The following is a 24,525-nucleotide window of genomic DNA, read 5'->3' as shown; positions in this document are numbered from 1 at the left end:
GATCAGAACGGCTCGTTACCCCGACGCCGGAACCAGCCGGTCAACGACAGGCGTTCACGGGTCGCGGGCAGGACTTCATGGGGACTTCACCGGACAGGAACACCACCAGGCATCCACCGGTCGGCACTACATCGTATTGCGTATCGTATTGCGCGCCTTCATCCAGGTACATGCGCAACTGACCGCCGTGCTCGGGAAGCCAAGCGTCATTGAGATAAACCACCGCGGACACCATGCGCCGGTCGTCGTCGCGAAAACGGTCGACGTGCTTGAGATAGAAAGCACCGGGCGGGTACATCGCGAAATGGCTTTCAAAATCCTCCAGACCCAGAAACAGATCGCGATTCATCGCCTCGCGCAGACTGTCCATCAACCGAAGATAGCTGTCGCATGCCTCGGCCTGACCGGGTTCGATCCACTGGATATGATCGCCGCGAATCCCTTCGCGAATCTCCGAGCCAGGCCCACGCCCCACCGCTGCCGGGGCGAGTTCGCCATCGGCGGCACGTTTACGGCACTCGGCCGCCAGCGCTCGGGTCAAATCCAGAGGCAGGAAAATATTCTGCTGCGACCAGCCGTTTGCAGCCAGGTCATCGACGATTCGTAACAGCAGCGGGTGATCAGAAGGTATTTGCATGGCGCGCATAGTATTCCTGCGCCTGAAAATCCGACAGAGCCACGCAGCGGGTTGATACGAATTCTCGACAAGACTGTATGCCGCACGGAGAATAGTCGCCTGCTGACAGGAGTCCCTATGGGCCGTTTGCTTTTCTCCCTGCTGATGTTCTGCGTATTGCCCGCCTGGGCAGACGGCCACGACCAGTTGTACAAGGTCGCAGGCTGGCCAGAACAACGCGCGCATTTCAGCGATGCCCTCTCGGCCGCGCAGCAACGCTACCAAAGCAGCCTGCCACCGGCGGTATTCAAGGCGTTGGTCAGTAACAGCAATCAGCGTTTTGACCCCAAGGCTGTCGACCAGCGCGCCGAAGCACAATTGCGCAAGAACCTCGCCGATCCGAAGCCTGCACTGACGTTCTTTCAATCCCCGCTGGGCAAGAAAATCGTCGCCGCCGAATTGCTCGCGACCCGTCGTGATCAACTGGCGAAAAACGCCAAGGGCTTGCCGAAGATGCAGGCCAGCGACAGCCGTCTGTTGATTATCGGCCACCTGGCCCAGGCCCTGCCTGCACGCGAGGCCGGCGCAGAAGTCAGCCTGGCGATTGCCGGTGTCGCCGCCGACAGCCTGAGCTCGATGATCCCCGGCCTGCTCGGTGCGGGCCAGGCCCAAGGCATGTTGAACGGACAGCGTCAACGTTTGATGGACCAGATCGGCAGCGACCTGAACAACACCTTGCTGTATGTCTATCGCGACCTGTCGGATGAAGAACTGGAAGAGTTCGCCACCTTTGCCGAGTCGGCCGAGGGCAAGGCTTATTACCAGGCGGCGCTGGCGGCGATTCGATCGGGGTTGGCGGTGGGGCAGAGCACTTCTAACCTTACCCAGTGATCGTTGGTGTCTGAAAGGACGCCTTCGCGGGCAAGCCTCGCTCCTACAGGTCATCTCACGCTCAATGAATTAACTGTAGGAGCGAGGCTTGCCCGCGAAGAGGCCGGGCCTGCCGCTAAAGATTTCTGCCCTTGATCCGCTTGGTCAAAAACCCGAAATACTCCCCGCGCAATACCAGCGCCTCATTCGCCAGGTGATGCCGCGCCTCGGGCAACATCAATATCTGAGGCCGGTCGAACTTCTCACGCAACACCTCAAGGTTGTGCTCCCAATCCACCGTCATGTCCGCCTGCCCCTGCACAATCAACGGTCGCCGGGGGCTGGCCGGTGCTGCTTCGACGCGTTTGATCCAGCGGGCCAACGCCCCCACCCACGCAGTCGGCAGGCTCAAAGGCTGCAACGGATCGGCTTGCAGGAACGGCAGAAAGTCCGGGTCGTTGGAGTTTTCGCTGAAACGCCGTTCGATGGCTTTGACGAAAGGCTTGAGCAGGTAATAGCTCAGTTGCGACCAGCCCCACGCCCGCGGCCGCACCAGCGGAGCCAACAGAATCACCTGGCCCTGGGCCGGACTGTTCACCCCTGCATTGAGCACATGATCGATCACAATCGCCCCGCCAGTGCTTTGCCCGCACAGGTGCCACGGTTGCGGCAGATCAAGGGACTGCGCTTCGGTAAACAGCCCTTGCAACGTGTCCTGGTATTCAGCGAAATCCTTGATGCTTGCCCGCTCGCCACTGGACAGCCCATGCCCCGGCAGGTCGCAGGCAATCACCGCAAAACCCTGATCCAGCGCCCACTCGATCACGTGCCGGTAGAGCCCGGTGTGATCGTAGAAGCCGTGGAAAATAAACAGCGTCGCCTTCGCCCGTTCGGGCCACCACACCTGGCTGACCAGTTCATAACCGTCGACCTGAAAACGCCCCAATCTACTGCGTACGTTACGCGACGAAAAATCCAGTCGGTAAAACCGCTGATAGGCCTGCGCCTGCACTGACAACGGCTGCCCCTCGGCCAATGGCCGCAGGCTGGCGCGCAGATCATCAGGGTTGAAGGTGACAGACATGGGGGATTCCAGAGCACTGAACGGGCTTTATGAACCTGCGATATTCATCTGTCGCGGCAAGCATGGCAAGCTAGCCGATCTTCGAGGATTGAACCCATGCGATCGCCCCTGCGCGCCACCCTGTTTATCAGCCTGCTCACCCTGGTGTGCGCTGGCGTGCTGTGGGCGGGTTACGACTGGTTTCAGGGACGCTACCTGCGCGCCTTCAGCGAGCGTACTGCCGTGTTCTCCGGTGATCCGCTGCGCCTTCCCGATGACCTCGCCGGCCCCGGCGCTATTCGCCTGGTACATTTCTGGGACCCGGCCTGCCCGTGCAATGTCGGCAATCAACAACACCTGGCTGAACTGGTCGAGCGCTATGTCCCGCACGGCGTAGAGTTTTATGCGGTGCAAAAGCCCGGCAGCCACGGACAGCTACCCAGCACCTTGAGCAACCTGAAAGCCATCAACGTCTTGCCCGGCTCCGGGCAGATCCCCGCCAGCCCCGCGGTGGCGATCTGGGATCGTAGTGGAAAACTGGCGTACTTCGGTCCGTACAGCGAAGGCCTTACCTGTAATTCCAAAAACAGCTTTATCGAACCGATCCTGCAAGCGCTCGACGAGGGTCGCACAGTGAGTGCCACGCACACACTGGCGGTGGGGTGTTACTGCCCCTGGCCTGTCGATCCAAGGAAGTAGTAAAAACGTTGCAACACGAATCCCTCCTACGGCTGATGGGCCAAATCGGCCTGCCGTGTTAAACAGTGGCGCCAGGGAACTGCTGCCACTAATAACAACAAGGAGTCACCATGAAACGTAGCCTGACCGCTCTCGGTTTGCTGATTGTCGCGCTTGCCGCAGGAGCCGGCTGGTACGTTTTCAGCAAGCAACCGACACGCCAGGGCATGGTGGAACTGCAACACCTGCAAGGCTCGGTCACCGTACGCTACGACGAGCGCGGCATCCCGCACATCCGCGCCGAAAACGAACCCGACCTGTACCGGGCCCTCGGCTACGTCCACGCCCAGGATCGATTGTTCCAGATGGAAATCCTGCGTCGCCTGGCCCGTGGCGAGCTGGCCGAGGTGCTCGGCCCGAAACTGCTCGATACCGACAAGCTGATGCGCAGCCTGCGCATTCGCGAACGCGCCGAAACCTATCTGGCGAACCTGGACAAACAATCGCCGACCTTCATCGCCATGCAAGCCTACCTGGATGGCATTAACCAGTATCAGGACAGCCACGCAAAGCCCGTAGAGTTCGATGTGCTGGGCATTCAAAAACGCCCGTTCACCGCACAGGACACCATCAGCATCGCCGGCTACATGGCCTACAGCTTTGCTGCGGCGTTCCGTACCGAACCGCTGCTGACCTTCGTGCGCGATCAACTGGGCGCCGATTACCTGAACGTGTTCGATCTCGACTGGCAGCCCAAAGGCGTGCTGGCGAACCGGCACAGCGGTACCGCCCCGCCCCTGGCCAGCGCCGACTGGCAAGACCTCAACGCCCTCGCCCGCCTGAGCGAACAGGCAATTGCCGACAACGGCCTGCCACAATTCGAGGGCAGCAACGCCTGGGCCGTGGCCGGCAGTCGAACCAAAAGCGGCAAGCCGTTGCTGGCGGGTGACCCGCACATCCGCTTTTCCGCACCGTCGGTGTGGTACGAGGCGCATCTCTCGGCGCCGGGTTTCGAACTCTACGGTCACTATCAGGCCTTGATGCCGTTCGCCTCGTTGGGCATGAATCGTGACTTCGGCTGGAGCATCACCATGTTCCAGAACGACGACCTCGATCTGATTGCCGAGAAGGTCAATCCGGACAATCCCAATCAGGTCTGGTATGGCGGCAAGTGGGTGGACATGGTGACCAGCGAACAGCAGATCGCGGTCAAGGGCCAGGCCCCCGTTACTTTGGTATTGCGCCAGTCGCCCCACGGCCCGATCGTCAACGATGCACTGAGCAATAGCGTCGGTAAAACGCCGATCGCCATGTGGTGGGGCTTTCTCGAAAGCCAGAACCCGATTCTTGAAGGCTTCTACCAGCTCAACCGCGCCGACACCCTGGTCAAGGCCCGTAGCGCATCCGCGAAGGTCCAGGCCCCCGGCTTGAACATCGTCTGGGCCAACGCCAAGGGCGACATTGGCTGGTGGGCCGCGGCGCAATTGCCCAAGCGTCCTGCCGGAGTACGTCCGTGGTTCATCCTCGACGGCAGCACCGCCGAGGCAGACAAGGACGGCTTCTACCCGTTCAGCGCCAACCCGCAGGAAGAGAATCCGGCACGAGGCTATATCGTCTCGGCCAACTTCCAGCCGCTGTCGCCGACAGGCATGGAGATTCCCGGTTATTACAACCTGGCTGATCGAGGCCAGCAGCTCAATCATCAGCTCAGCGACAAGAGCATCAAGTGGGATCTGGAGTCCAGCCAAACGCTGCAACTGGGCACCACTACTGCCTACGGCCCACGCTTGTTGGCGCCGCTGCTGCCGGTGCTGCGTAGCGTGGTGAGCGATCCTGCCGAGCTGAAACTGGTGGAGCAACTGGCCCAGTGGAAAGGCGATTACCCACTCGAGTCCATCAGCGCCACCGTGTTCAACCAGTTCCTGTTCAACCTCGCTGACGCGACGATGCATGACGAGTTGGGCAATGAGTTCTTCGAGACACTGCTCTCGACCCGGGTGATCGATGCAGCACTGCCGCGTCTGGCGGCAAACGCGGAATCACCGTGGTGGGACAACCGCAATACCCTCGGCAAGGAAACCCGCGCCGATACGGTCAAGGTGGCGTGGCAGGCCAGCATTGCCCACCTTAAAACCACCCTCGGTGCGGATTTCGCGCAATGGCAATGGGGCAAGGCACACACCCTGACCCATGGTCATCCGCTGGGCCAGCAAAAGCCGCTGGACCGCCTCTTCAACGTCGGCCCGTTCGCCGCCCCCGGTAGCCACGAAGTGCCGAACAACCTGTCGGCCAAGATTGGCCCGGCGCCTTGGCCTGTGACTTACGGCCCGTCGACGCGACGCCTGATCGACTTCGCCGACCCGGCCCATAGCTTGACCGTCAACCCGGTTGGCCAGAGTGGTGTGCTGTTCGACAGTCACTATGACGATCAGGCTGAAGCGTATATCGAGGGGGTTTACTACCAGGCGTATCTCAATGATGAAGAGGTGACGGCCAACACCCGGAGTACGTTGAAGTTGTTGCCGGCGCGGTCAGGGCAATAAATCTTTGTTGATTCGGCTGACGCCTTCGCGGGCAAGCCTCGCTCCTACAGGTATTGCGGTGCTCTTGTAGGAGCGAGGCTTGCCCGCGAAGGGTCCCTCATAAACACCAAAGAATCCTGCTCAAACCATCGCCGCAAAATTCAACCGAAACTGCTGCGGCGTCACCCCTAACCTGCGGTTGAACACACTGCGCATATGCTGGGCATCGCGGAATCCGCACTGGTACGCCACAGTCTTGAGCGGTGCGCCGGTACTTTCCAGCATCACCCGCGCCGCATCCACCCTCGCTCGTTCGACGAACTCGGCCGGGGTGATTTTCGCCTCCTTGGCGAATACTCGGGAAAAGTTGCGTGCACTCATGTTGGCGGCATTGGCCAAATCGGCGATGGTCAGGTCGCCGGTCAAGTTGGCCAACACGTAGTGCTGGACCATCGCCACGGCCGAAGTCGGTTCGGCGTGGGGCGTCAGGAACGGGCTGAACTGTGACTGCCCGCCCGAGCGCTGGGTGAACACCACCAGACGCTTTGCCACGCTCAGGGCCACGTCCGGTCCGTGATCGCGGCCCAGCAGATACAACGACAGATCGATCCCCGCCGTGACCCCGGCCGAGGTGTACAGCTCGGCGTCCTGCACATACAAGCGATCGGCCTCGACCTGCGTCGACGGGTACAATGCCGCCAGCGCCGCCGCATCATCCCAATGGGTGGTCACCGTCCGCCCTTCCAGCAATCCCGCACGGGCGAGCATGAACGCGCCGTTGCAGATCGAACCAAAACGCTGCGCCAGCGCGCAGGCGTCGCGCAGCCAGGCATCGAACGCGGCGCCGAAATCCATGAACGGCAACTGCGGCCCGCCGGCTACCAGCAGCAAGTCATAGGCCTGCAATGCTTCGCTGAAATGCCGATGGGCGTTCAGCGCCAGACCGTTGGAACATGCCATCACCCCGCGCTCCACACCAATCACCTCAAGCCGATAGTGGTCCTCGGGCGCGAGGAAGCGATTAGCTTCGGAAAACACATCCATGGGACCGGTGACATCCAGAGACTGAACGCCCGCGAACACCACGATGGCAACGGTTTTACTCATGAAGTGAATCGCCTTCTATGGATCTGATTGCACCGTCCCTAGTAGGAGCGAGCTCGCTCGCGATGCGCGTGAGGACACCGCGTTCATCCAGGAGGTCCGCGTTATCGTTGACGTCCATCGCGAGCGAGCTCGCTCCTACAGGAGATAAAGAGTCTGCGTGCAAACTTAGCCAATCCCCGCTCAACAAGCGAGGCTGGCGCGATATGCATGCTCATTGGCCGGGATCGCAGCCATGGATCGATTGTCCGGTTTCGGGTGGACGAACAGACTGGGCACCTCAGCGCCGCCACGGCGGTCACCACGAGGAAACTCCCATGAGCACCACCATTGCCGGAATCAAAATCCCCGACAGCGCATTGGCCAAAGCCACCACCGAATACATCCGCGACATCGAATCCGACCTGCTCTACCACCACTCGCGCCGGGTATTTCTGTTCGGCGCGCTGAGCGGCGAGCGCAAGCAACTGGCCTACAATCCGGAGCTGCTGTACGTCGGCGCGATGTTCCATGATCTGGGCCTGGTGGAAGGTCACCGCAGCGACACCGAGCGTTTCGAGGTTGATAGCGCCAATGCCGCCAAAGCATTCCTCAAGACTTACGGATTAAGCGATGACGACATCGAGCAAACGTGGTTGTCGATTGCCCTGCACACCACACCAGGCGTGCCGCAACACCTGCGTCCAAACGTGGCGCTGGTGACTGCGGGTGTGGAAATGGATGTGCTGGGTATCGATTACGCTGCGTTTTCCAACGTGCAGCGCGAAGCGGTGGTGCATGCGCATCCACGGGGAGAGGGGTTCAAGGAGTGCATCCTGTGTGCGTTCGCTGACGGCTTCAAACACAAGCCTGACACCACGTTCGGTACGGTGAATGCCGATGTGCTGGTGGACAGCGAAACAGGGTTCAAGCCGATGAACTTTGTCGAGATCATCCGCAAATCGCCCTGGATCGCCTGATCTCCACACCATTCTGATCGTTCCCACGCTCTGCGTGGGAATGCAGCCCGGGACGCTCCGCGTCCCATCAAGAGCCGAACGCGGAGCGTCCGTTGAGGCATTCCCACGCAGAGCGTGGGAACGATCATGTGAAGAGGCTCAAGCCGCTTCCGGCGCCTGTGCACGGCGCACGTCCGGTTGTTTCCACGAGTCGGCAGCGCTTTCTTCGATGGCCTGCTGGATCGCACGCTTGCGCGCTTCTTCAGCACGACGGCTGAAGAACCAGACCATGAAGGTCATCAGCGATACCGCCAGCAGGATCAGGCTGGCCACGGCGTTGATCTCAGGCTTCACGCCCAGACGCACCGCCGAGAACACTTCCATCGGCAGGGTCGTGGAACCCGGACCCGACACGAAACTCGCCAACACCAGGTCATCCAGCGACAGCGCGAAAGACATCATGCCGCCTGCACCCAAGGATGGCGCGATCATCGGGATAGTGATCAGGAAGAACACCTTCCACGGCTTGGCACCGAGGTCCATGGCCGCCTCTTCGATGGACAGGTCCAGCTCACGCAAGCGCGCCGACACCACCACCGCCACATACGCCGCGCAGAACGTGGTGTGGGCGATCCAGATCGTCACGATGCCGCGCTCCTGCGGCCAACCGATCATCTGTGCCATGGCCACGAACAGCAGCAACAGCGACAGACCGGTGATCACTTCCGGCATTACCAGCGGCGCGGTGACCAGGCCACCGAACAACGTACGACCCTTGAAGCGGGTGATACGGGTGAGGACGAAAGCGGCCAGCGTACCCAGTGCAACGGCCGCTACCGCCGTGTAGCAGGCGATTTCCAGCGAACGCAGCACCGAGCCCATCAGTTGCGTGTTGTCCATCAGGCCGACGTACCATTTGATCGACCAGCCGCCCCACACTGTCACCAGTTTGGATGCGTTGAACGAGTAGATCACCAGGATCAGCATCGGCAGATAGATAAACAGCAGACCCAATACCAGCATCAGGCTGGAGAAACGGAAGCGCTTCATTCTTTACCCTCCATTTCCTTGGCCTGACTGCGGTTGAACAGGATGATCGGCACAATCAGGATAGCCAGCATCACCACTGCCAGGGCAGACGCCACCGGCCAGTCACGGTTGTTGAAGAACTCTTGCCAGAGCACTTTACCGATCATCAGGGTTTCTGGACCGCCAAGCAGTTCAGGAATCACGAACTCACCTACCACCGGGATAAACACCAGCATGCAGCCGGCGATGATGCCGTTCTTGGACAGCGGAATGGTGATTTTCCAGAAGCTGTTGAACGTGCTCGAACCCAGGTCGGATGCGGCCTCCAGCAGGCTGTGGTCGTGCTTCACGAGGTTGGCGTAGAGCGGCAGGATCATGAACGGCAGGTAGGAATAAACCACGCCTATGTAAACCGCCAGGTTAGTGTTGAGGATCTGCAGTGGCTCATTGATCCAGCCCATGCTCATCAAAAAGCCGTTCAACAGACCGTTGTTGCTGAGGATGCCCATCCACGCGTAAACGCGGATCAGGATCGCGGTCCAGGTCGGCATCATGATCAACAGCACCAGCACCGTTTGCAGCTCTTTGCGGGCACTGGCGATGGCATAGGCCATCGGGTAGCCGATCAGCAGGCAGAGGATGGTGCTGAAAAACGCCATCTTCAACGAGCCGAGGTACGCGGCGATGTACAACTCGTCGCCGGCCAGCATCGCGTAGTTACCGAGGTTCAGAAGTACCTGCAGTTTCTGTTCGGCGTAACTGTAGATTTCGGTGTACGGCGGAATGGCCACGTCGGCTTCGGCGAAGCTGATCTTCAGAACGATGAAGAACGGCAACATGAAGAACAGGAACAGCCAAATGAAAGGAACCCCGATGACCAGCTGACGGCCACCGGGAATTATTCGACTGAGGCGGCGTTTGAACTTGCGCATGTTCATGAGCGAAGTACCACGCCGCTGTCGTCTTCCCAGTACACGTAAACCTGGTCACCCCAGGTTGGACGTGTGCCACGGCGTTCGGCGTTGGCGACGAAGGACTGGACGATCTTGCCGCTCGGCAGTTCGACGTAGAACACCGAGTGCCCGCCCAGATAGGCGATGTCGTGCACCTTGCCGCTGGACCAGTTGTATTCGCAAGTCGGCATGTCCGGCGTCACCAGCAGTTTTTCCGGACGGATCGCGTAGGTTACGGACTTGTCCTGCACTGAAGTGCTGATACCGTGGCCGACATAGATCTGGCGATCCAGGTCCTTGCAGGTGATGGTCGCGTGACCTTCGGCATCGTCGATCACTTCACCATCGAAGATGTTGACGTTACCGATGAATTCGCAGACCAGGCGGCTGGTCGGGGTTTCGTAGATGTCGATCGGACTGCCGATCTGGGCGATCCAGCCCAGGTGCATGATCGCGATGCGCTCAGCCATGGTCATGGCCTCTTCCTGGTCGTGGGTCACCATGACGCAGGTTACGCCGACGCGCTCGATGATCTCGACCAGCTCAAGCTGCATTTGCGAACGCAGCTTCTTGTCCAGTGCGCCCATCGGCTCATCGAGCAGCAGCAATTTCGGCCGCTTGGCCAGCGAACGGGCCAGGGCCACACGCTGACGCTGACCACCAGACAACTGATGCGGCTTGCGCTTGGCGTACTGGCTCATCTGCACCAGCTTGAGCATGTCGGCCACCCGCGCATCGATTTCAGCGGAAGGCAGTTTGTCCTGCTTGAGGCCGAAGGCGATGTTCTGCGCCACGGTCATGTGCGGGAACAGGGCGTAGGACTGGAACATCATGTTGATCGGCCGCTCGTACGGCGGCATGTCAGTGATGTCTACGCCATCGAGGAAGATCCTTCCTTCGGTCGGTCGTTCGAAGCCGGCGAGCATGCGCAGCAAGGTGGATTTGCCCGATCCCGAACCGCCGAGCAGGGCGAAAATCTCGCCTTTCTTGATTTCCAGGGACACATCGTCCACGGCAATCGTCTCGTCGAACTTCTTCGTGACCCGGTCGATTTTGACCAGCACCTGCTTAGGTGACTGGTCGCCCTCGAGGGCTTTCTTATAGGCGCCGGAGGCAACTGCCATTTACGAAACTCCCAAAAAAAGAGTGCAGTTCGCTCAAGGTGAGCCAACCTTGGATAGTTTGAGCCTTAAAGCTATTTACCCGACTTTACCTTGGTCCAGCTGCGGGTCATCAAACGTTGTATGTTTGGTGGTAACTCGATGGACACGTAGGTCTTATCGAGCACTGCTTGCGGTGGATAAACCGCTTCGTCGGTGCGAATGGACTGTTCCATCAGTTTGTCCGACCCGGGGTTAGGGTTGGCATAGCCGACGTAATCACTGACCTGAGCGATCACCTCAGGTTTCAGCAAATAGTTGATGAACGCGTGCGCCTCTTTGACGTTGGCCGAATCCTTCGGAATCGCCAGCATGTCGAACCAGAGCGCTCCACCTTCTTTCGGAATCGAGTAGACGATGTTCACGCCTTTCTTGGCTTCTTCTGCGCGGTGCTTGGCCTGGAACATGTCGCCGGAGAAACCGATCGCGATGCAGATATCGCCGTTGGCCAGATCCGCGATGTATTTGGAGGAGTGGAAATAGGTCACGTAAGGCCGCACCGCCAGCAACTTGGCTTCAGCCTTTTTGTAGTCTTCGGGGTTGGTGCTGTTGGCATTCAGGCCCATGTAGTTGAGGACAGTGGGCATCATTTCATCGGCGGAATCGAGGAACGCCACGCCGCAACTGTGCAGCTTCTTGATGTTCTCCGGTTCAAACACCGTGGCCCAGGAATCGATCTTGTCGACGCCCAATACAGCCTTGATCTTGTCGACGTTATAACCGATGCCGTTGGTGCCCCAAAGGTACGGCACGGCGTACAGGTTGCCCGGATCGTTTTGCTCCAGGCGCTTGAGCAGAACCGGGTCCAGGTTCGAATAGTTCGGCAACACCGACCTATCGAGTTTCTGGAAAGCGCCGGCCTTGATCTGCTTGCCGAGGAAGTGGTTAGACGGCACGACCACGTCGTAACCGGTACGCCCGGCCAGCAACTTGCCTTCCAGGGTTTCGTTGGAGTCGAACACGTCGTAGACCGGTTTGATGCCGGTCTCTTTCTGGAAGTCAGCCAGTGTGGTCTCGCCGATGTAGTCCGACCAGTTATAAATATGCACGGTGCCGGCGGCCTGGACATTGACGGCAAGCGTCAACCCGGCAGCCACCAGCATGGCATTGCGCAACAAAGAAGAAATAGGCAAGTGGAGGTCCTCTAAAATTAGTTGGGCCCAAGTTGCCCCGCGTTACATGACAGCCATGGCTGCCTGGCAACAAAACCGGCGCGCAACTTACCCTCGAAAAACCGTTCCAGCAAACTTTATGAAGATCCCTGTAGGAGCGAGCTCGCTCGCGATGGTCGCCAACGATAACGCGGGGTGCCTGACACCCCGCGGCGTTTCGGCTTTTTTCGCGAGCAGGCTCGCTCCTACAGGGTTTTACTTCTTACTTGCCTGATTTGATCTTGGTCCAGCTGCGAGTCAGGATCCGCTGGGTCGCGGCCGGCAAGTCGGCAATCGCGTACAGCTTGGCCAGCACGTCAGCTGGCGGGTAGATGCCTGGGTCGCCGGTGATGTCTTTATCCACCAATGGGGTGGCGGCCGCGTTACCGTTCGGGAAGCGCACGGCGTTGGTGATTGCAGCCATGACTTCCGGCTTCTGCAGGTAAGTCATGAACTTGTAGGCGCCTTCGACGTTTTCGGCATCTTTAGGGATAGCGACCATGTCGTAGAAGCTGCCAGCACCTTCTTTCGGAATGTTGTAGCTGACTTTGACCTTGTCGCCGGCTTCGGTCGCGCGGGACTTGGCCTGATAGATGTCACCCGAATAACCGACGGCTACGCAAATGTTGCCGTTGGCCAGGTCAGAGATGTACTTGGACGAGTGGAAGTAGGCGATTGAAGGACGGACTTTCAAAAGCAGGGCTTCAGCTTTGTCGATGTCTTCTTTCTTCTGGCTGTCGGTTGGCAGGCCCAGGTAGTGCAACGCCGCCGGAATCATCTCGGTTGGCGAATCCAGCAGGCTGATACCGCACGACTTGAGCTTGGCGGCATTTTCAGGCTTGAAGATCAGGTCCCAGGAATTGGTCGGTGCATCGGCGCCCAGTGCAGCCTTGACCTTCTCGGCGTTGAAGCCGATACCGATCGAGCCCCACATGTAAGGGAAGGCGTGTTCGTTGCCAGGGTCGCTCACCGATACTGCTTTGAGCAGGTCCGGGTTCAGGTTTTTCCAGTTAGGCAGCTTGGACTTGTCCAGTTTTTGGTAAACGCCGGCCTTGATCTGCTTGGCCAGGAAGTTGTTCGACGGTACGACGATGTCGTAACCGGACTTGCCTGCCAGCAACTTCGCTTCCAGAGTTTCGTTGCTGTCAAAAACGTCGTACACCACCTTGATACCGGACTCTTTCTCGAAGTTCGCGATGGTGTCCGGTGCGATGTAATCGGACCAGTTATAGACGTGTAACACCTTGTCGTCCGCCTGAACCGCACCCGCCATTATGCCCATCAGGGACATGGCGAGGAGTGTCTTGCCAGCAAGCTTTTTACCTAATGCCTTCATGCGTCATGCTCCAAATTTTCTTTTTAGAACCACTTTGTTCAGCGGCCGAACCCAGGCAACTGGAACTGCGGCTAGTCTGGCAAGATCCGAGGCGGTCTTTCAAGGAAAGGCCGCCCTTAATGACTGCGCCGAGCGAAAGTTTCATGTCTTGCGCTCAGAGCCTAGCACTTAGCCCTGCAATGCATTCAGGGTCAGGTCCAGGCACTTGCGCGCCTTGGTCACCAGCTCATCGATTTCCGCCGGTGTGATCACCAGCGGTGGCGCGATGATCATGGTGTCGCCCACGGCGCGCATGATCAGCCCGTTATCGAAGCAGAACTGCCGGCAGATCATGCCCACGCCCTTGCCTTCGTAGCGCTTGCGCGTGGCCTTGTCCTGAACCAGTTCGATGGCCCCCAACAGACCCACCCCACGAACTTCGCCCACCAACGGATGATCGTTCAGTTCCCGCAGGCGTTTCTGCAAATACGGTGCCGTTTCTGCCTGCACGCGCTCGACAATTTTCTCTTCACGCAGAATGCGGATGTTTTCCAGCGCGACTGCCGCCGCCACCGGGTGCCCGGAGTAGGTGAAACCGTGGTTGAAGTCGCCGCCTTCGTTGAGGACATCGACCACTTCATCGCGCACGATCAGGCCACCCATAGGGATGTAGCCGGAGGTCAGGCCTTTGGCGATGGTCATCATGTCAGGCTTGAGGCCGTAGAAATCGGTACCGAACCACTCACCGGTACGACCGAAACCACAAATCACTTCGTCAGCCACGAACAGAATGTCGTACTTGGCGAGGATTTCCTTGATGCGCGGCCAGTAGGAGTCTGGCGGAATGATCACGCCACCGGCGCCCTGGATCGGCTCGGCAATAAAGGCACCGACGTTGTCGACGCCGACCTCCAGAATCTTCTCTTCCAGCTGATTCGCAGCCCAGATGCCGAACTCTTCCGGGGTCATGTCGCCGCCTTCGGCAAACCAGTAAGGCTGGGCGATGTGGACGATGCCCGGGATCGGCAAATCGCCCTGCTCGTGCATGTAGGTCATGCCGCCCAGGCTCGCGCCGGCCACGGTGGAGCCGTGATAGCCGTTCTTGCGGCTGATGATGACTTTCTTCTTCGGCTGGCCCTTGATCGCCCAATAGTGGCGAACCATACGCAGCATGGTGTCGTTGCCTTCGGAACCGGAACCGGTGAAGAACACGTGGTTCATGCCTTCTGGCGCGATGTCGGCGATGGCCTTGGCCAGTTCCAGCACTGGCGGGTGAGCGGTCTGGAAGAACAGGTTGTAATAAGGCAGTTCGCGCATTTGTTTGCTGGCGGCATCGGCCAGTTCATCGCGACCGTAACCGATTGCCACGCACCACAGGCCGGCCATGCCGTCGAGGATCTTGTTGCCTTCGCTGTCCCACAGGTAAACGCCCTTGGCGTTGGTGATGATCCGCGGGCCTTTCTCTTTCAGCTGCTTGAAGTCGCTGAACGGGGCCAGGTGGTGATCGCTGCTCAGGGTTTGCCATTCACGGGTTTGCGGGTTGTTGCTGGTCATACGAATCTCCTAAAAAATCAGGTGAAAGCGCCGTCAGAGGACAACGGCGCCCAGCGCATCAGACAGCGAAGAGCAGGAATTCCCGTTCCCACGAGCTGATCACGCGCTTGAAGTTTTCATGCTCGGCCCGCTTGACCGCGACGTAGCCAGTGATGAAATTTTTGCCCAGGTACTTCTCGATGGTTGAGCTGTGTTCCATGCGCTCCAGCGCATCTTCGATGGTCAGCGGCAGGCGCAGGTTGCGGCGCTCATAGCCACGGCCCACCACCGGCGCACTTGGGTTCAGGCCTTCGACCATGCCGACGTAACCGCAGAGCAGGCTCGCGGCAATCGCCAGGTACGGGTTGGCATCGGCGCCCGGCAGGCGGTTTTCCACCCGACGGTTTTGCGGCCCGGCATCCGGAACCCGCAGGCCCACGGTACGGTTCTCTTCGCCCCACTCCACGTTCACCGGGGCCGAGGTGTCCGGCAGGAAGCGGCGGAACGAGTTGACGTTGGGCGCGAACAGCGGCAACAGCTCTGGAATCAGTTTCTGCAGGCCACCGATGTGGTGCAGGAACAACTGGCTCATGGTCCCGTCTTCATTGGAGAAGATGTTCTTGCCGGTCTCCATGTCGATGATGCTCTGGTGCAAGTGCATGGCACTGCCCGGCTCGCCGGTCATGGGCTTGGCCATGAAGGTCGCCGCCACGTTGTGCTTGAGCGCGGCTTCGCGCATGGTGCGTTTGAACACCAGGATCTGGTCGGCCAGGGACAGGGCATCGCCGTGACGGAAGTTGATTTCCATCTGCGCCGTGCCGTCCTCGTGGATCAGCGTGTCGAGGTCCAGCTCCTGCAATTCGCACCAGTCGTAGACGTCTTCGAACAACGGATCGAATTCGTTCGCCGCTTCGATGGAGAACGACTGGCGGCCGGTTTCCGGGCGTCCGGAACGGCCGATTGGCGGTTGCAACGGATAGTCCGGGTCGTCGCTGCGCTTGGTCAGGTAGAACTCCATTTCCGGCGCCACGATTGGCTGCCAGCCTTTGTCGGAATAGAGTTTCAGGACCTTCTTGAGCACGTTGCGCGGCGACAGTTCAATCGGGTTGCCTTGCTTGTCGTAGGTGTCGTGGATGACGATGGCGGTCGGCTCGATGGACCAAGGCACGAGGTACACGGCGTTCTGGTCGGGACGGCAGATCATGTCGATGTCAGCCGGGTCGAGCAGTTCGTAATAGATGTCGTCTTCGACGTAATCGCCGGTCACTGTCTGCAACAGAACGCTTTCTGGCAGGCGCATGCCTTTTTCGGCGATGAATTTGTTGGTCGGCGAAATCTTGCCCCGGGTAATCCCGGTCAAGTCGGCGATCATGCATTCGACTTCTGTGATCTTGTGGTCTTTCAACCAATCGGTGAGCTGGTCGAGGTTGTTACTCATAAATGCCTCTAGGCTTTGAGTTTCCTGGCTCAGGTGAGAGTCAGGCGATGTTTGACGCATCGGCGTCGCGTTGAAATGCGTGTCTACGACAGGCTATCGTGTTTTTTGCGCAAAGCCCGAAAACGCCGGGCGTGCAAAGTCGCCAGCAGTACCTTGCACGATGGCTGGGACGCTATTGTGAATCGGTTCTATATTGAATGGAGTAACCGTAATGGGTGTGCCATCTGGGCCGTCCAGAATAACGGACGGGGATGGTCGATCCGCCAGGGAAGCAAGGATAACCGGCAGGCCATAAGCCGCGGAGGCCAGGACGTTGACGTATATGTCGCCACTGATGTGATAAGCATGCAGACCGTTCTGCGTAGAGCAGCCGGCGACGCCGATTAACGGCAGGCGAGACATGAAGCACCCCGGTATTATTGCTGTTATGGGTTTGATTCGAGCTTAGCCTTGTTCATTTTTTTACACAACACCCCCGTAAAAAATACAACACGGCCCGCTCAAGCCTGCGGACAACAAAGCGACGATGGACATAAAAACACCCAAAAGTGCCCCAAAAAAGCCATGAGAGCGCTTTTTCAGGGCAAAAAAGGCCTCACTTGACTTCGGCAGGCCGTTCGGGTTGACTGGAATCCGAAAAGATCAATGATTGATATTTTTAACAACAAAGGTGTTGCATCATGTCGGTACCCCCGCGTGCCGTTCAGCTCAACGAAGCGAACGCGTTCCTTAAGGAACATCCTGAGGTTCTGTACGTTGACCTTCTGATTGCGGATATGAATGGTGTGGTGCGCGGCAAGCGCATCGAACGCACCAGCCTCCACAAGGTTTACGAGAAAGGCATCAACCTGCCGGCCTCTCTATTTGCTCTGGATATCAATGGCTCGACGGTGGAAAGCACCGGCCTGGGCCTGGACATCGGTGATGCTGACCGAATCTGCTATCCAATCCCCGATACCCTGTGCAATGAACCTTGGCAGAAGCGCCCGACCGCGCAATTGCTGATGACCATGCACGAACTGGAAGGCCAGCCGTTCTTTGCCGACCCGCGAGAAGTGCTAGCCAATGTGGTGCGCAAGTTCGACGAAATGGGCCTGACCATCTGCGCCGCGTTCGAACTGGAGTTCTATCTGATCGACCAGGAGAACGTGAACGGTCGTCCGCAACCGCCACGCTCACCGGTGTCCGGCAAACGCCCGCACTCGACACAGGTCTACCTGATCGACGACCTCGACGAATACGTCGATTGCCTGCAAGACATTCTGGAAGGTGCGAAAGAGCAAGGCATCCCGGCCGACGCCATCGTCAAGGAAAGTGCTCCGGCGCAGTTCGAAGTGAACCTGCACCACGTGGCCGACCCGATCAAGGCCTGCGATTATGCGGTCCTGCTCAAGCGTCTGATCAAGAACATCGCCTACGACCATGAGATGGACACCACCTTCATGGCCAAGCCTTACCCAGGCCAGGCGGGTAACGGTCTGCACGTCCATATCTCGATTCTCGACAAAGAAGGCAAAAACATTTTTGCCAGTGAGGATCCCGAGCAGAACGCCGCGCTGCGTCACGCGATCGGCGGTGTGCTCGAGACCCTACCGGCGCAGATGGCTTTCCTCTGCCCGAACGTCAACTCCTACCGTCGTTTCGGCGCACAGTTCTACGTGCCGAACTCGCCATGCTGGGGACTGGATAACCGCACCGTAGCGATCCGCGTACCCACCGGTTCCTCCGATGCCGTGCGCATCGAGCATCGTGTTGCTGGCGCCGACGCCAACCCGTACCTGCTGATGGCTTCGGTGCTGGCAGGTGTGCATCACGGCCTGGTCAACAAGGTCGAACCGGGCGCCCCGGTTGAAGGCAACAGTTACGAGCAGAACGAGCAAAGCCTGCCGAACAACTTGCGCGATGCGCTGCGTGAGCTTGACGACAGCGAAGTCATGGCCAAGTACATCGATCCGAAATACATCGATATCTTCGTCGCGTGCAAAGAGAGCGAGCTGGAGGAGTTCGAACACTCCATCTCCGACCTTGAGTACAACTGGTACCTGCATACCGTTTAAGCGGTTGCAGTAAAAAAGAACGCCGCCGGCCTCACAGCCTGCGGCTTTTTTTATGCGTTTTGTTCTGCCGGACCCAGGTGCCTGCTGCGGCAGGCCCTGCAGAAGAAGTGGAACGGCAAGTTAACCCATCTCGATGAGCGAAATTTGAAAAACCAGTTATCGCGTTGATGTCACACTCAAATGCTGATGTGGCGAGTGCCACTGAGAGTAGCAACCTGATCAAGGGCAAAGATAATGGCCCGCCTGCCGGTACTCTTGTGGAGCCCACAAATGGTTATTTGATGTTGTTAAAAATGAACAATTGTACGGCTATTTCTGCTGTTCAGGGCTTCGATGTCGCATTGAGCAGCGTGCTGCTGTCGGGGCGCAAAAGCATGACATATAGATTTCATGAGCAGAATTCTAAAAAGTCCTGAAGTAGGGTGTCCATCGCGAGCGGAGAAGAGGTTCGCTTGTTGGACAACAGCGTTCCCACACGTGAAGTTGCAAGCCATCGCGACACTTGATCGACACAGTAGACGGTTACTTAGTTATCGTAAAGTAACTCGATGAATTTCCATATATAAGAGGTTAAAGGGACGAACATGCCGATTGAAGCTACCTCACGAGCACCGTTAAGTTGTAACTACCAGACTATTAAAAATAATAGTACCCCCCATTCAAACACTGCGTCCTTACTCAAACAATCCAGCAACACGCCAACTGTGATCGAGATGCCGCTGATGGGAAATTCTCGGAAAGAAGGCGTTCAAAATGCACAGGGGCCGATAACCGAATGCAATGCTGAAAGCTCGTTTAAGAGCAAGCTGATAACGTGCGCCAAGGCGGCGGCCGTCGTGGCGGGGGTAGGAGCTGCTGTTCTGGGCATAGTGGCCGGGATCCGATATATAAATGGCTCAGGAACAACCAGCTCTGGAGCTATACGCGAGAACAATCTCACTCACGTTCCGAGGGCAGAGCCGCTGATCAGTCATGGTGATTTGTCGGCTAGCATATTCAATCATTTCGATTGGCTTGGCCGAGAAATTAATGTCGCTGAAGTTTCGACAATCACTCGACAGTCCATTAATGAATTTCTTACCGAACTCGCAGTAGCTGACATAGGTGGAGAAGTGGTGGCAAGTGACGGCGAGATACAAACAAAATTTCCAGATATATTCAATGCTCTCGAGCAAGGTCGTAAAGGCGCAGTTGTCTATTTGAAAAACTTCCGGGATAATTGTATAGAAAATTGCGACTTCCCCTTGCCGCCAGTGAGCGAAGGCGGATCGGGGGAATACCTGAAAGGCTTCATCGGATGGATGCTTGGGGAATCAACCAATTTAACGGCTTCGGAAGTCGGTATTGCAACAGAAACCGTATACACAAACCTTCTCTCTGAAATGAATGTCAGTCAGGATGACTTTGAAAGTAGAGACTCGTATATCGGGAATCGGACACTAATAGATTTCTTGATTGAATTGACAGAAAATCCATGCCATGCAAACAACCTTTCTGGACAATGCCTCAAATACGTACTAATGGAGCAAGACGCGGATGGCTTAGCCAGAGACGCGGCTGCAAATCGCCCACCAACTTACGCAATTAATCCATCCCCTTTGCCTGCCCTGATAAACAGCCCACAAGTACCAATAGTATTTACTACGCTCGTGGAAAATCTGAAAAAATATCCGCTTATACTTATACATCTCATTCTTCACGAATCAATACATTCTGTCGGACGTGGGGACTTAACCTACACAAATGTAGACAATAACACCCTTAGTTCCCCTGATGACACACTTGAAAATCAGATGAGTATTTACGTAAACACCTATGATGAATTCAGGAAAAATATTGGCGACCAACTTGATAAGGTTCCAACGCCATTTCATTCCGATTTGGAGAATTTCTTCGACGAACATATAGGGGGCCCCAACCTAACCTACCCTGAAAAGTTGGAGTCACTCAAGAAAGAGCTTGAGGTCAATGATGGTTTGTGGATTGAATTTTTAAATCAGGTAACTGACCTTGTAGCTATGCGTATTGCAACTGAAAGTATGCGAAACGGGGTCTCCCCGTTCGTGTGAAGCCAGTCGAACGCGTCTTGCGGTGAACGAAGTGGGTCATCGTGGTTCTGCCGTTTAAACGGTTGCAGTAAAGAAGAACGCCGCCGGCTGCATAGCTTGCGGCGTTTTTTATGGCCGCCTTCGGCGGATCGCAGGCAAGCCTTGCTCCTAAAAGGATCGCGTCGAACGAGATATTTGTGTTCGCGCATGTTCTGTAGGAGCAAGGCTAGCCCGAGATGGCGGTCGACAAGACAACATCAAACCCTGCTCGTACAATGCCCGCTGCCCCGCAGGAGACTCCAATGACGCGCACCGCCACCCCCCGCAAACCCCGCGCACGCAGCCAGGCCCGGATCGACTCGATTCTCGATGCGGCGCGCACGCTGCTGGCGGCCGAAGGCGTGGCCAGTCTGTCGATCTACAGCGTCGCCGAACGCGCGGAAATCCCGCCCTCCTCCGTCTACCACTTCTTCGCCAGCGTGCCGGCCCTGCTCGAAGCGCTGACAGCCGATGTCCACGCCGCCTTCCGCGCCTGCCTGCAAGCCCCCATAGACCACCAGGCCCTCAACGGCTGGCGCGATCTGTCGCGACTGGTGGAACAGCGCATGCTGGCGATCTACAGCGAAGACGCCGCCGCCCGCCAGTTGATCCTCGCCCAGCACGGTCTGACCGAAGTCACCCAGGCCGACCGCCAGCACGACATCGAACTGGGCGACCTGATGCACAAACTGTTCGACCACCACTTCGAGCTGCCGACACTGCCAAATGATGTCGATGTGTTTGCGCTGGCCATGGAACTGGGTGATCGGGTGTATGCGCGCTCGGTGCAGCAACATGGGCAGATCACGCCGCGTATGGCGGAGGAAGGGATGCGGGTGTTTGATGCGTATCTGGGGTTGTATCTGCCGCCCTACCTGCCGAAGCGCCCCGCACTCTGATCGTTCCCACGCTCTGCGTGGGAATGCAGCCCGTGACGCTCCGCGTCACTGGACGCGGAGCGTCCCTAGAGGCATTCCCACGCGGAGCGTGGGAACGATCAGCGCACAACCAGCGCTTACAACTTGGCGATCGACACCTCGGTGGATTTCACGAACGCGATCACTTCACTGCCCACGGCCAATTCCAGCTCTTTCACCGAGCGGGTGGTGATCACGGAGGTGACTATGCCGGAAGCGGTCTGTACGTCGATTTCCGACAACACGTCTCCGAGAACGATTTCCTTGATGGAGCCTTTGAACTGATTGCGAACGTTGATGGCCTTGATAGTCATGATGATGATTCCTGTCGTTGGATAAGGCTTGAGTTATTGAGCCCAACGCAACTGCGTAGGCAAGGGTGAAACAGGTTCCGGTTCCGGTGGTTGGCCGGGCAGCGAGAGCACGCGATTGAGGACTTCGGTTTCCAGTGCTGCCAGCCGATGGGAGCCGCGAACCCGAGGGCGCGGCAGTTCCACGTGCAGGTCGAGGCCGACTTCGCCGTCTTCGATCAAAATCACCCGATCGGCAATCGCCACCGCTTCACTGACGTCGTGGGTCACCAGCAACACCGTAAAGCCGTGCTGCTGCCAGAGCCGTTCGATCAGTTGCTGCATTTCGATGCGGGTCAGCGCATCGAGAGCGCCCAAGGGCTCGTCGAGCAACAGCAGGCGTGGTTCATGGATCAGCGCACGAGCCAGTGCTACACGCTGCTTTTGCCCACCGGACAACGCCGCCGGCCACTCGTTGGCGCGATCTGCCAGGCCGACTTCTTCCAGAGCTTGCAGTGCTCGCGGTCGCCAGTTGCCCTTGAGCCCCAGGCCGACGTTATCGATGATCTTTTTCCATGGCAGCAGCCGCGCTTCCTGAAACATCAACCGGGTGTCTTCCCGCGCCTCACTCAGCGGCGCTGAACCGGCCAGCAACTCACCGCCCGTAGGCTGGTCGAGTCCGGCGAGCAAGCGCAGCAGCGTGCTTTTACCGCAGCCACTACGACCGACCACGGCGACAAACTGACCGGCCGGAATGTGCAGATCGATCTCGCGCAGCACCTGCCGTGAGCCAAAGGTTTTTTGCAGCTTGCGCACCGCCAGCGGAATCCCGCGCAGCAGGCGTGGAGGTTGTTGAGCAGTCATGCAGCACCTCCTTTGACGACCTGATAAGCCGGATGCCAGCGCAGCCAGACACGTTCAAGACCACGGGCCGCGAGGTCGGCCAGTTTGCCGAGCACCGCGTACAGCAGAATCGCCAGCACCACCACATCGGTCTGCAAGAACTCCCGGGCGTTCATCGCCAGATAGCCGATGCCGGAACTGGCGGAAATGGTTTCCGCGACAATCAGCGTCAGCCACATAAAGCCCAGGGCGAAGCGCACGCCGACCAGAATCGATGGCAGCGCACCCGGCAGAATCACTTGGCGGAACAGGCTGAAACCGGACAAACCGTAGCTGCGGGACATCTCCACCAGCGCCGGGTCAACGTTGCGGATGCCGTGATAGGTGTTGAGGTAAATCGGGAACAACGTGCCCAGCGCCACCAGGAAAATCTTCGCCGACTCGTCGATGCCGAACCACAGGATTACCAGTGGGATCAGTGCCAGGTGCGGCACGTTACGGATCATCTGCACCGAACTGTCGAGCAGGCGTTCACCCCATTTCGACAGGCCGGTGATAAAGCCCAAGGTCAGGCCGATGCTGCCGCCGATGGCGAAACCGAGCGCCGCGCGCCAACCGCTGATCGCGAGGTGCGTCCAGATCTCGCCGCTGCGTACCAGGCTGACACCGGCTTCGATCACGGCGATTGGCGCCGGCAGAATCCGTGTCGACAACCAGCCCGCCGACACCGACAACTGCCACACCGCCAGCAGCAACACCGGCAACGCCCAGGGCGCAAGGCTGTGGATGATTTTCTTCATGACTGCGCTCAGCTCTGCGACGCGGCTTTGGGAAGAATGTCGTTGGCGACCATCTCGCCGAACGGGCTGACGTAACCGGCGCTTTTCGGCAGTTCCGGACGCTCGATATCGAGGTGCGGGAACAACAACTCTGCGACGCGATACGACTCTTCCAGGTGTGGATAACCGGAGAAGATGAAGGTGTCGATGCCCAGGTCCGCGTATTCCTTCACACGGGCGGCTACGGTTGGACCATCGCCCACCAGCGCCGTACCGGCACCGCCACGCACCAGGCCGACACCGGCCCACAGGTTAGGGCTGACTTCCAGGTTGTCGCGATTGCCGCCATGCAGCGCAGCCATGCGCTGCTGGCCTACCGAGTCGAAGCGCGCCAGCGAAGCCTGGGCGCGAGCGATGGTGTCGTTATCCAGATGCGAGATCAGGCGATCCGCCGCTTGCCAGGCTTCAGCGTTGGTTTCACGGACGATCACATGCAGACGAATACCGAAGCGCACGGTGCGACCGAGCTTGGCGGCTTTGGCTCGAACCTGTTCGATCTTCTCGGCAACGGCGGCCGGTGGCTCGCCCCAGGTGAGGACCATCTCCACTTGTTCTGCCGCCAGGTCCTGCGCGGCTTCCGAGGAGCCGCCGAAGTACAGCGGCGGACGTGGCTGCTGGATCGGCGGATAGAGCAATTTGGCACCCTTAACGCTGATGTGCTGACCGTCGTAATCGACGGTTTCGCCTTCCAGCACCCGACGCCAGATACGGGTGAATTCCACCGAGGCCTGATAGCGCTCCTCGTGGGTCAGGAACAAACCGTCGCCGGCCAATTCTTCCGGATCACCGCCTGTTACCAGGTTGAACAACGCACGCCCGCCGGACAAGCGATCCAGGGTGGCTGCCTGACGCGCCGCTACCGTCGGGGAAATGATCCCGGGGCGCAGGGCGACAAGAAACTTCAGACGCTGGGTCACTGGAATCAGCGATGCTGCTACCAGCCACGAGTCTTCGCAGGAGCGACCGGTGGGGATCAGTACCCCGCCGAAGCCCAGGCGATCCGCCGCTTGCGCGACTTGTTGCAGGTAACCGTGGTCGACGGCGCGAGCGCCTTCGGCGGTGCCAAGGTAATGGCCGTCGCCGTGGGTAGGCAGGAACCAGAAGATATTGAGGCTCATTGGA

General features: G+C 58.4%; 20 protein-coding genes and 3 pseudogenes. 8 read left to right on the top strand and 15 right to left on the bottom strand.

Going from position 1 to position 24,525, the window contains the following annotated elements; genetic code table 11:
- Window positions 1-2: 2 nt before the first annotated feature.
- A pseudogene (locus CES87_RS02030) lies at window positions 3-646 on the bottom strand (2OG-Fe(II) oxygenase).
- Between the two features lie 108 nt (window positions 647-754).
- Here CES87_RS02030 and CES87_RS02025 point away from each other — a divergent pair.
- Complete coding sequence (locus CES87_RS02025) at window positions 755-1,507, top strand: DUF2059 domain-containing protein (protein WP_128604738.1); 753 nt, start codon at window positions 755-757, stop codon at window positions 1,505-1,507.
- 115 nt (window positions 1,508-1,622) lie between these two features.
- Here the strand turns inward: CES87_RS02025 and CES87_RS02020 are convergent, their stop codons facing one another.
- Window positions 1,623-2,570, bottom strand: coding sequence for an alpha/beta hydrolase (locus CES87_RS02020; RefSeq protein ID WP_128604737.1), 948 nt, complete (start codon window positions 2,568-2,570; stop codon window positions 1,623-1,625).
- Between the two features lie 96 nt (window positions 2,571-2,666).
- Between CES87_RS02020 and CES87_RS02015 the strand changes: the two genes are divergently transcribed.
- Both CES87_RS02015 and CES87_RS02010 read left to right on the top strand, forming a co-directional pair.
- Complete coding sequence (locus CES87_RS02015) at window positions 2,667-3,248, top strand: DUF6436 domain-containing protein (RefSeq protein WP_128604736.1); 582 nt, start codon at window positions 2,667-2,669, stop codon at window positions 3,246-3,248.
- Between the two features lie 110 nt (window positions 3,249-3,358).
- A complete protein-coding gene (locus CES87_RS02010; protein ID WP_128604735.1) occupies window positions 3,359-5,770 on the top strand; it encodes a penicillin acylase family protein in 2,412 nt (803 codons plus the stop codon).
- A 120-nt stretch (window positions 5,771-5,890) separates the two neighbouring features.
- Here the strand turns inward: CES87_RS02010 and CES87_RS02005 are convergent, their stop codons facing one another.
- Window positions 5,891-6,856 (bottom strand): GlxA family transcriptional regulator, encoded by a 966-nt coding sequence (locus tag CES87_RS02005; RefSeq protein ID WP_128604734.1) that lies wholly within the window; start codon window positions 6,854-6,856, stop codon window positions 5,891-5,893.
- A gap of 314 nt (window positions 6,857-7,170) precedes the next feature.
- Between CES87_RS02005 and CES87_RS02000 the strand changes: the two genes are divergently transcribed.
- Window positions 7,171-7,812, top strand: a complete 642-nt coding sequence (locus CES87_RS02000; protein WP_128604733.1) for an HD domain-containing protein — start codon at window positions 7,171-7,173, stop codon at window positions 7,810-7,812.
- 138 nt (window positions 7,813-7,950) lie between these two features.
- Here CES87_RS02000 and CES87_RS01995 read toward each other — a convergent pair whose 3' ends face one another.
- From CES87_RS01995 to CES87_RS01955, 8 genes and pseudogenes are all read right to left on the bottom strand, one after another.
- The gene (locus CES87_RS01995; protein ID WP_128604732.1) at window positions 7,951-8,841 is read right to left on the bottom strand and encodes an ABC transporter permease subunit; all 891 of its coding nucleotides are present in this window, start codon (window positions 8,839-8,841) and stop codon (window positions 7,951-7,953) included.
- A complete protein-coding gene (locus CES87_RS01990) occupies window positions 8,838-9,719 on the bottom strand; it encodes an ABC transporter permease subunit (RefSeq protein WP_178081364.1) in 882 nt (293 codons plus the stop codon). Before CES87_RS01990 ends, CES87_RS01995 begins: the two co-directional genes overlap by 4 nt.
- A 35-nt stretch (window positions 9,720-9,754) precedes the next feature.
- Window positions 9,755-10,897, bottom strand: coding sequence for an ABC transporter ATP-binding protein (locus CES87_RS01985; protein ID WP_128604730.1), 1,143 nt, complete (start codon window positions 10,895-10,897; stop codon window positions 9,755-9,757).
- Window positions 10,898-10,968: 71 nt separating this feature from the next.
- Complete coding sequence (locus CES87_RS01980; protein WP_128604729.1) at window positions 10,969-12,066, bottom strand: polyamine ABC transporter substrate-binding protein; 1,098 nt, start codon at window positions 12,064-12,066, stop codon at window positions 10,969-10,971.
- Between the two features lie 241 nt (window positions 12,067-12,307).
- On the bottom strand, window positions 12,308-13,420 hold the full coding sequence (locus tag CES87_RS01970; RefSeq protein WP_128604727.1) for a polyamine ABC transporter substrate-binding protein: 1,113 nt from the start codon (window positions 13,418-13,420) through the stop codon (window positions 12,308-12,310).
- A gap of 168 nt (window positions 13,421-13,588) precedes the next feature.
- Entirely contained in the window at window positions 13,589-14,953 is a 1,365-nt protein-coding gene (locus CES87_RS01965; RefSeq protein WP_128604726.1) for an aspartate aminotransferase family protein, read from the bottom strand.
- A 58-nt stretch (window positions 14,954-15,011) separates the two neighbouring features.
- Window positions 15,012-16,370: a glutamine synthetase family protein gene (locus tag CES87_RS01960; protein ID WP_128604725.1), complete on the bottom strand. Its 1,359-nt coding sequence runs from the start codon at window positions 16,368-16,370 to the stop codon at window positions 15,012-15,014.
- 123 nt (window positions 16,371-16,493) lie between these two features.
- Window positions 16,494-16,772: pseudogene (locus CES87_RS01955) on the bottom strand (gamma-glutamyl-gamma-aminobutyrate hydrolase family protein); the annotation flags it as partial.
- A 278-nt stretch (window positions 16,773-17,050) separates the two neighbouring features.
- Here CES87_RS01955 and CES87_RS01950 point away from each other — a divergent pair.
- From CES87_RS01950 to CES87_RS01935, 4 genes and pseudogenes are all read left to right on the top strand, one after another.
- Window positions 17,051-18,427, top strand: coding sequence for a glutamine synthetase family protein (locus tag CES87_RS01950; protein ID WP_128604724.1), 1,377 nt, complete (start codon window positions 17,051-17,053; stop codon window positions 18,425-18,427).
- A gap of 212 nt (window positions 18,428-18,639) precedes the next feature.
- Window positions 18,640-18,810: pseudogene (locus CES87_RS32780) on the top strand (IS30 family transposase); the annotation flags it as partial.
- Window positions 18,811-19,011: 201 nt separating this feature from the next.
- The gene (locus CES87_RS01940; protein WP_128604723.1) at window positions 19,012-20,496 is read left to right on the top strand and encodes a hypothetical protein; all 1,485 of its coding nucleotides are present in this window, start codon (window positions 19,012-19,014) and stop codon (window positions 20,494-20,496) included.
- A gap of 281 nt (window positions 20,497-20,777) precedes the next feature.
- A complete protein-coding gene (locus CES87_RS01935) occupies window positions 20,778-21,413 on the top strand; it encodes a TetR/AcrR family transcriptional regulator (protein WP_128604722.1) in 636 nt (211 codons plus the stop codon).
- 116 nt (window positions 21,414-21,529) lie between these two features.
- On the opposite strand, the gene CES87_RS01930 is transcribed toward CES87_RS01935, so the two are convergent.
- Genes CES87_RS01930 through ssuD form a run of 4 tightly spaced genes read right to left on the bottom strand, consistent with a single transcriptional unit; the run spans window position 21,530 to window position 24,521 of the window.
- Complete coding sequence (locus tag CES87_RS01930; RefSeq protein WP_007967989.1) at window positions 21,530-21,745, bottom strand: molybdopterin-binding protein; 216 nt, start codon at window positions 21,743-21,745, stop codon at window positions 21,530-21,532.
- A 33-nt stretch (window positions 21,746-21,778) separates the two neighbouring features.
- Window positions 21,779-22,585, bottom strand: a complete 807-nt coding sequence (gene ssuB, locus CES87_RS01925) for an aliphatic sulfonates ABC transporter ATP-binding protein (protein WP_128604721.1) — start codon at window positions 22,583-22,585, stop codon at window positions 21,779-21,781.
- The gene (gene ssuC, locus CES87_RS01920; RefSeq protein WP_046045148.1) at window positions 22,582-23,364 is read right to left on the bottom strand and encodes an aliphatic sulfonate ABC transporter permease SsuC; all 783 of its coding nucleotides are present in this window, start codon (window positions 23,362-23,364) and stop codon (window positions 22,582-22,584) included. Before ssuC ends, ssuB begins: the two co-directional genes overlap by 4 nt.
- An 8-nt stretch (window positions 23,365-23,372) precedes the next feature.
- The gene (gene ssuD / locus CES87_RS01915) at window positions 23,373-24,521 is read right to left on the bottom strand and encodes an FMNH2-dependent alkanesulfonate monooxygenase (protein ID WP_128604720.1); all 1,149 of its coding nucleotides are present in this window, start codon (window positions 24,519-24,521) and stop codon (window positions 23,373-23,375) included.
- Between the last annotated feature and the right edge of the window lie 4 nt (window positions 24,522-24,525).

It is taken from the genome of Pseudomonas sp. ERMR1:02 (assembly GCF_002277815.1).
In the GTDB taxonomy this organism is placed as follows: domain Bacteria; phylum Pseudomonadota; class Gammaproteobacteria; order Pseudomonadales; family Pseudomonadaceae; genus Aquipseudomonas.
Note: the sequence above shows the minus strand (reverse complement) of the source record. Positions and strands in the feature narration are given on the sequence as shown.

Bases quoted from the DNA above. Each gene is read 5' to 3' on its own strand.
- CES87_RS02025 (WP_128604738.1), top strand. From the start codon at position 755: ATGGGCCGTTTGCTTTTCTCCCTGCTGATGTTCTGCGTATTGCCCGCC.
- CES87_RS02020 (WP_128604737.1), bottom strand. From the start codon at position 2,570: ATGTCTGTCACCTTCAACCCTGATGATCTGCGCGCCAGCCTGCGGCCA.
- CES87_RS02015 (WP_128604736.1), top strand. From the start codon at position 2,667: ATGCGATCGCCCCTGCGCGCCACCCTGTTTATCAGCCTGCTCACCCTG.
- CES87_RS02010 (WP_128604735.1), top strand. From the start codon at position 3,359: ATGAAACGTAGCCTGACCGCTCTCGGTTTGCTGATTGTCGCGCTTGCC.
- CES87_RS02005 (WP_128604734.1), bottom strand. From the start codon at position 6,856: ATGAGTAAAACCGTTGCCATCGTGGTGTTCGCGGGCGTTCAGTCTCTG.
- CES87_RS02000 (WP_128604733.1), top strand. From the start codon at position 7,171: ATGAGCACCACCATTGCCGGAATCAAAATCCCCGACAGCGCATTGGCC.
- CES87_RS01995 (WP_128604732.1), bottom strand. From the start codon at position 8,841: ATGAAGCGCTTCCGTTTCTCCAGCCTGATGCTGGTATTGGGTCTGCTG.
- CES87_RS01985 (WP_128604730.1), bottom strand. From the start codon at position 10,897: ATGGCAGTTGCCTCCGGCGCCTATAAGAAAGCCCTCGAGGGCGACCAG.
- CES87_RS01970 (WP_128604727.1), bottom strand. From the start codon at position 13,420: ATGAAGGCATTAGGTAAAAAGCTTGCTGGCAAGACACTCCTCGCCATG.
- CES87_RS01965 (WP_128604726.1), bottom strand. From the start codon at position 14,953: ATGACCAGCAACAACCCGCAAACCCGTGAATGGCAAACCCTGAGCAGC.
- CES87_RS01960 (WP_128604725.1), bottom strand. From the start codon at position 16,370: ATGAGTAACAACCTCGACCAGCTCACCGATTGGTTGAAAGACCACAAG.
- CES87_RS01950 (WP_128604724.1), top strand. From the start codon at position 17,051: ATGTCGGTACCCCCGCGTGCCGTTCAGCTCAACGAAGCGAACGCGTTC.
- CES87_RS01940 (WP_128604723.1), top strand. From the start codon at position 19,012: ATGCCGATTGAAGCTACCTCACGAGCACCGTTAAGTTGTAACTACCAG.
- CES87_RS01935 (WP_128604722.1), top strand. From the start codon at position 20,778: ATGACGCGCACCGCCACCCCCCGCAAACCCCGCGCACGCAGCCAGGCC.
- CES87_RS01930 (WP_007967989.1), bottom strand. From the start codon at position 21,745: ATGACTATCAAGGCCATCAACGTTCGCAATCAGTTCAAAGGCTCCATC.
- ssuB (WP_128604721.1), bottom strand. From the start codon at position 22,585: ATGACTGCTCAACAACCTCCACGCCTGCTGCGCGGGATTCCGCTGGCG.
- ssuC (WP_046045148.1), bottom strand. From the start codon at position 23,364: ATGAAGAAAATCATCCACAGCCTTGCGCCCTGGGCGTTGCCGGTGTTG.
- ssuD (WP_128604720.1), bottom strand. From the start codon at position 24,521: ATGAGCCTCAATATCTTCTGGTTCCTGCCTACCCACGGCGACGGCCAT.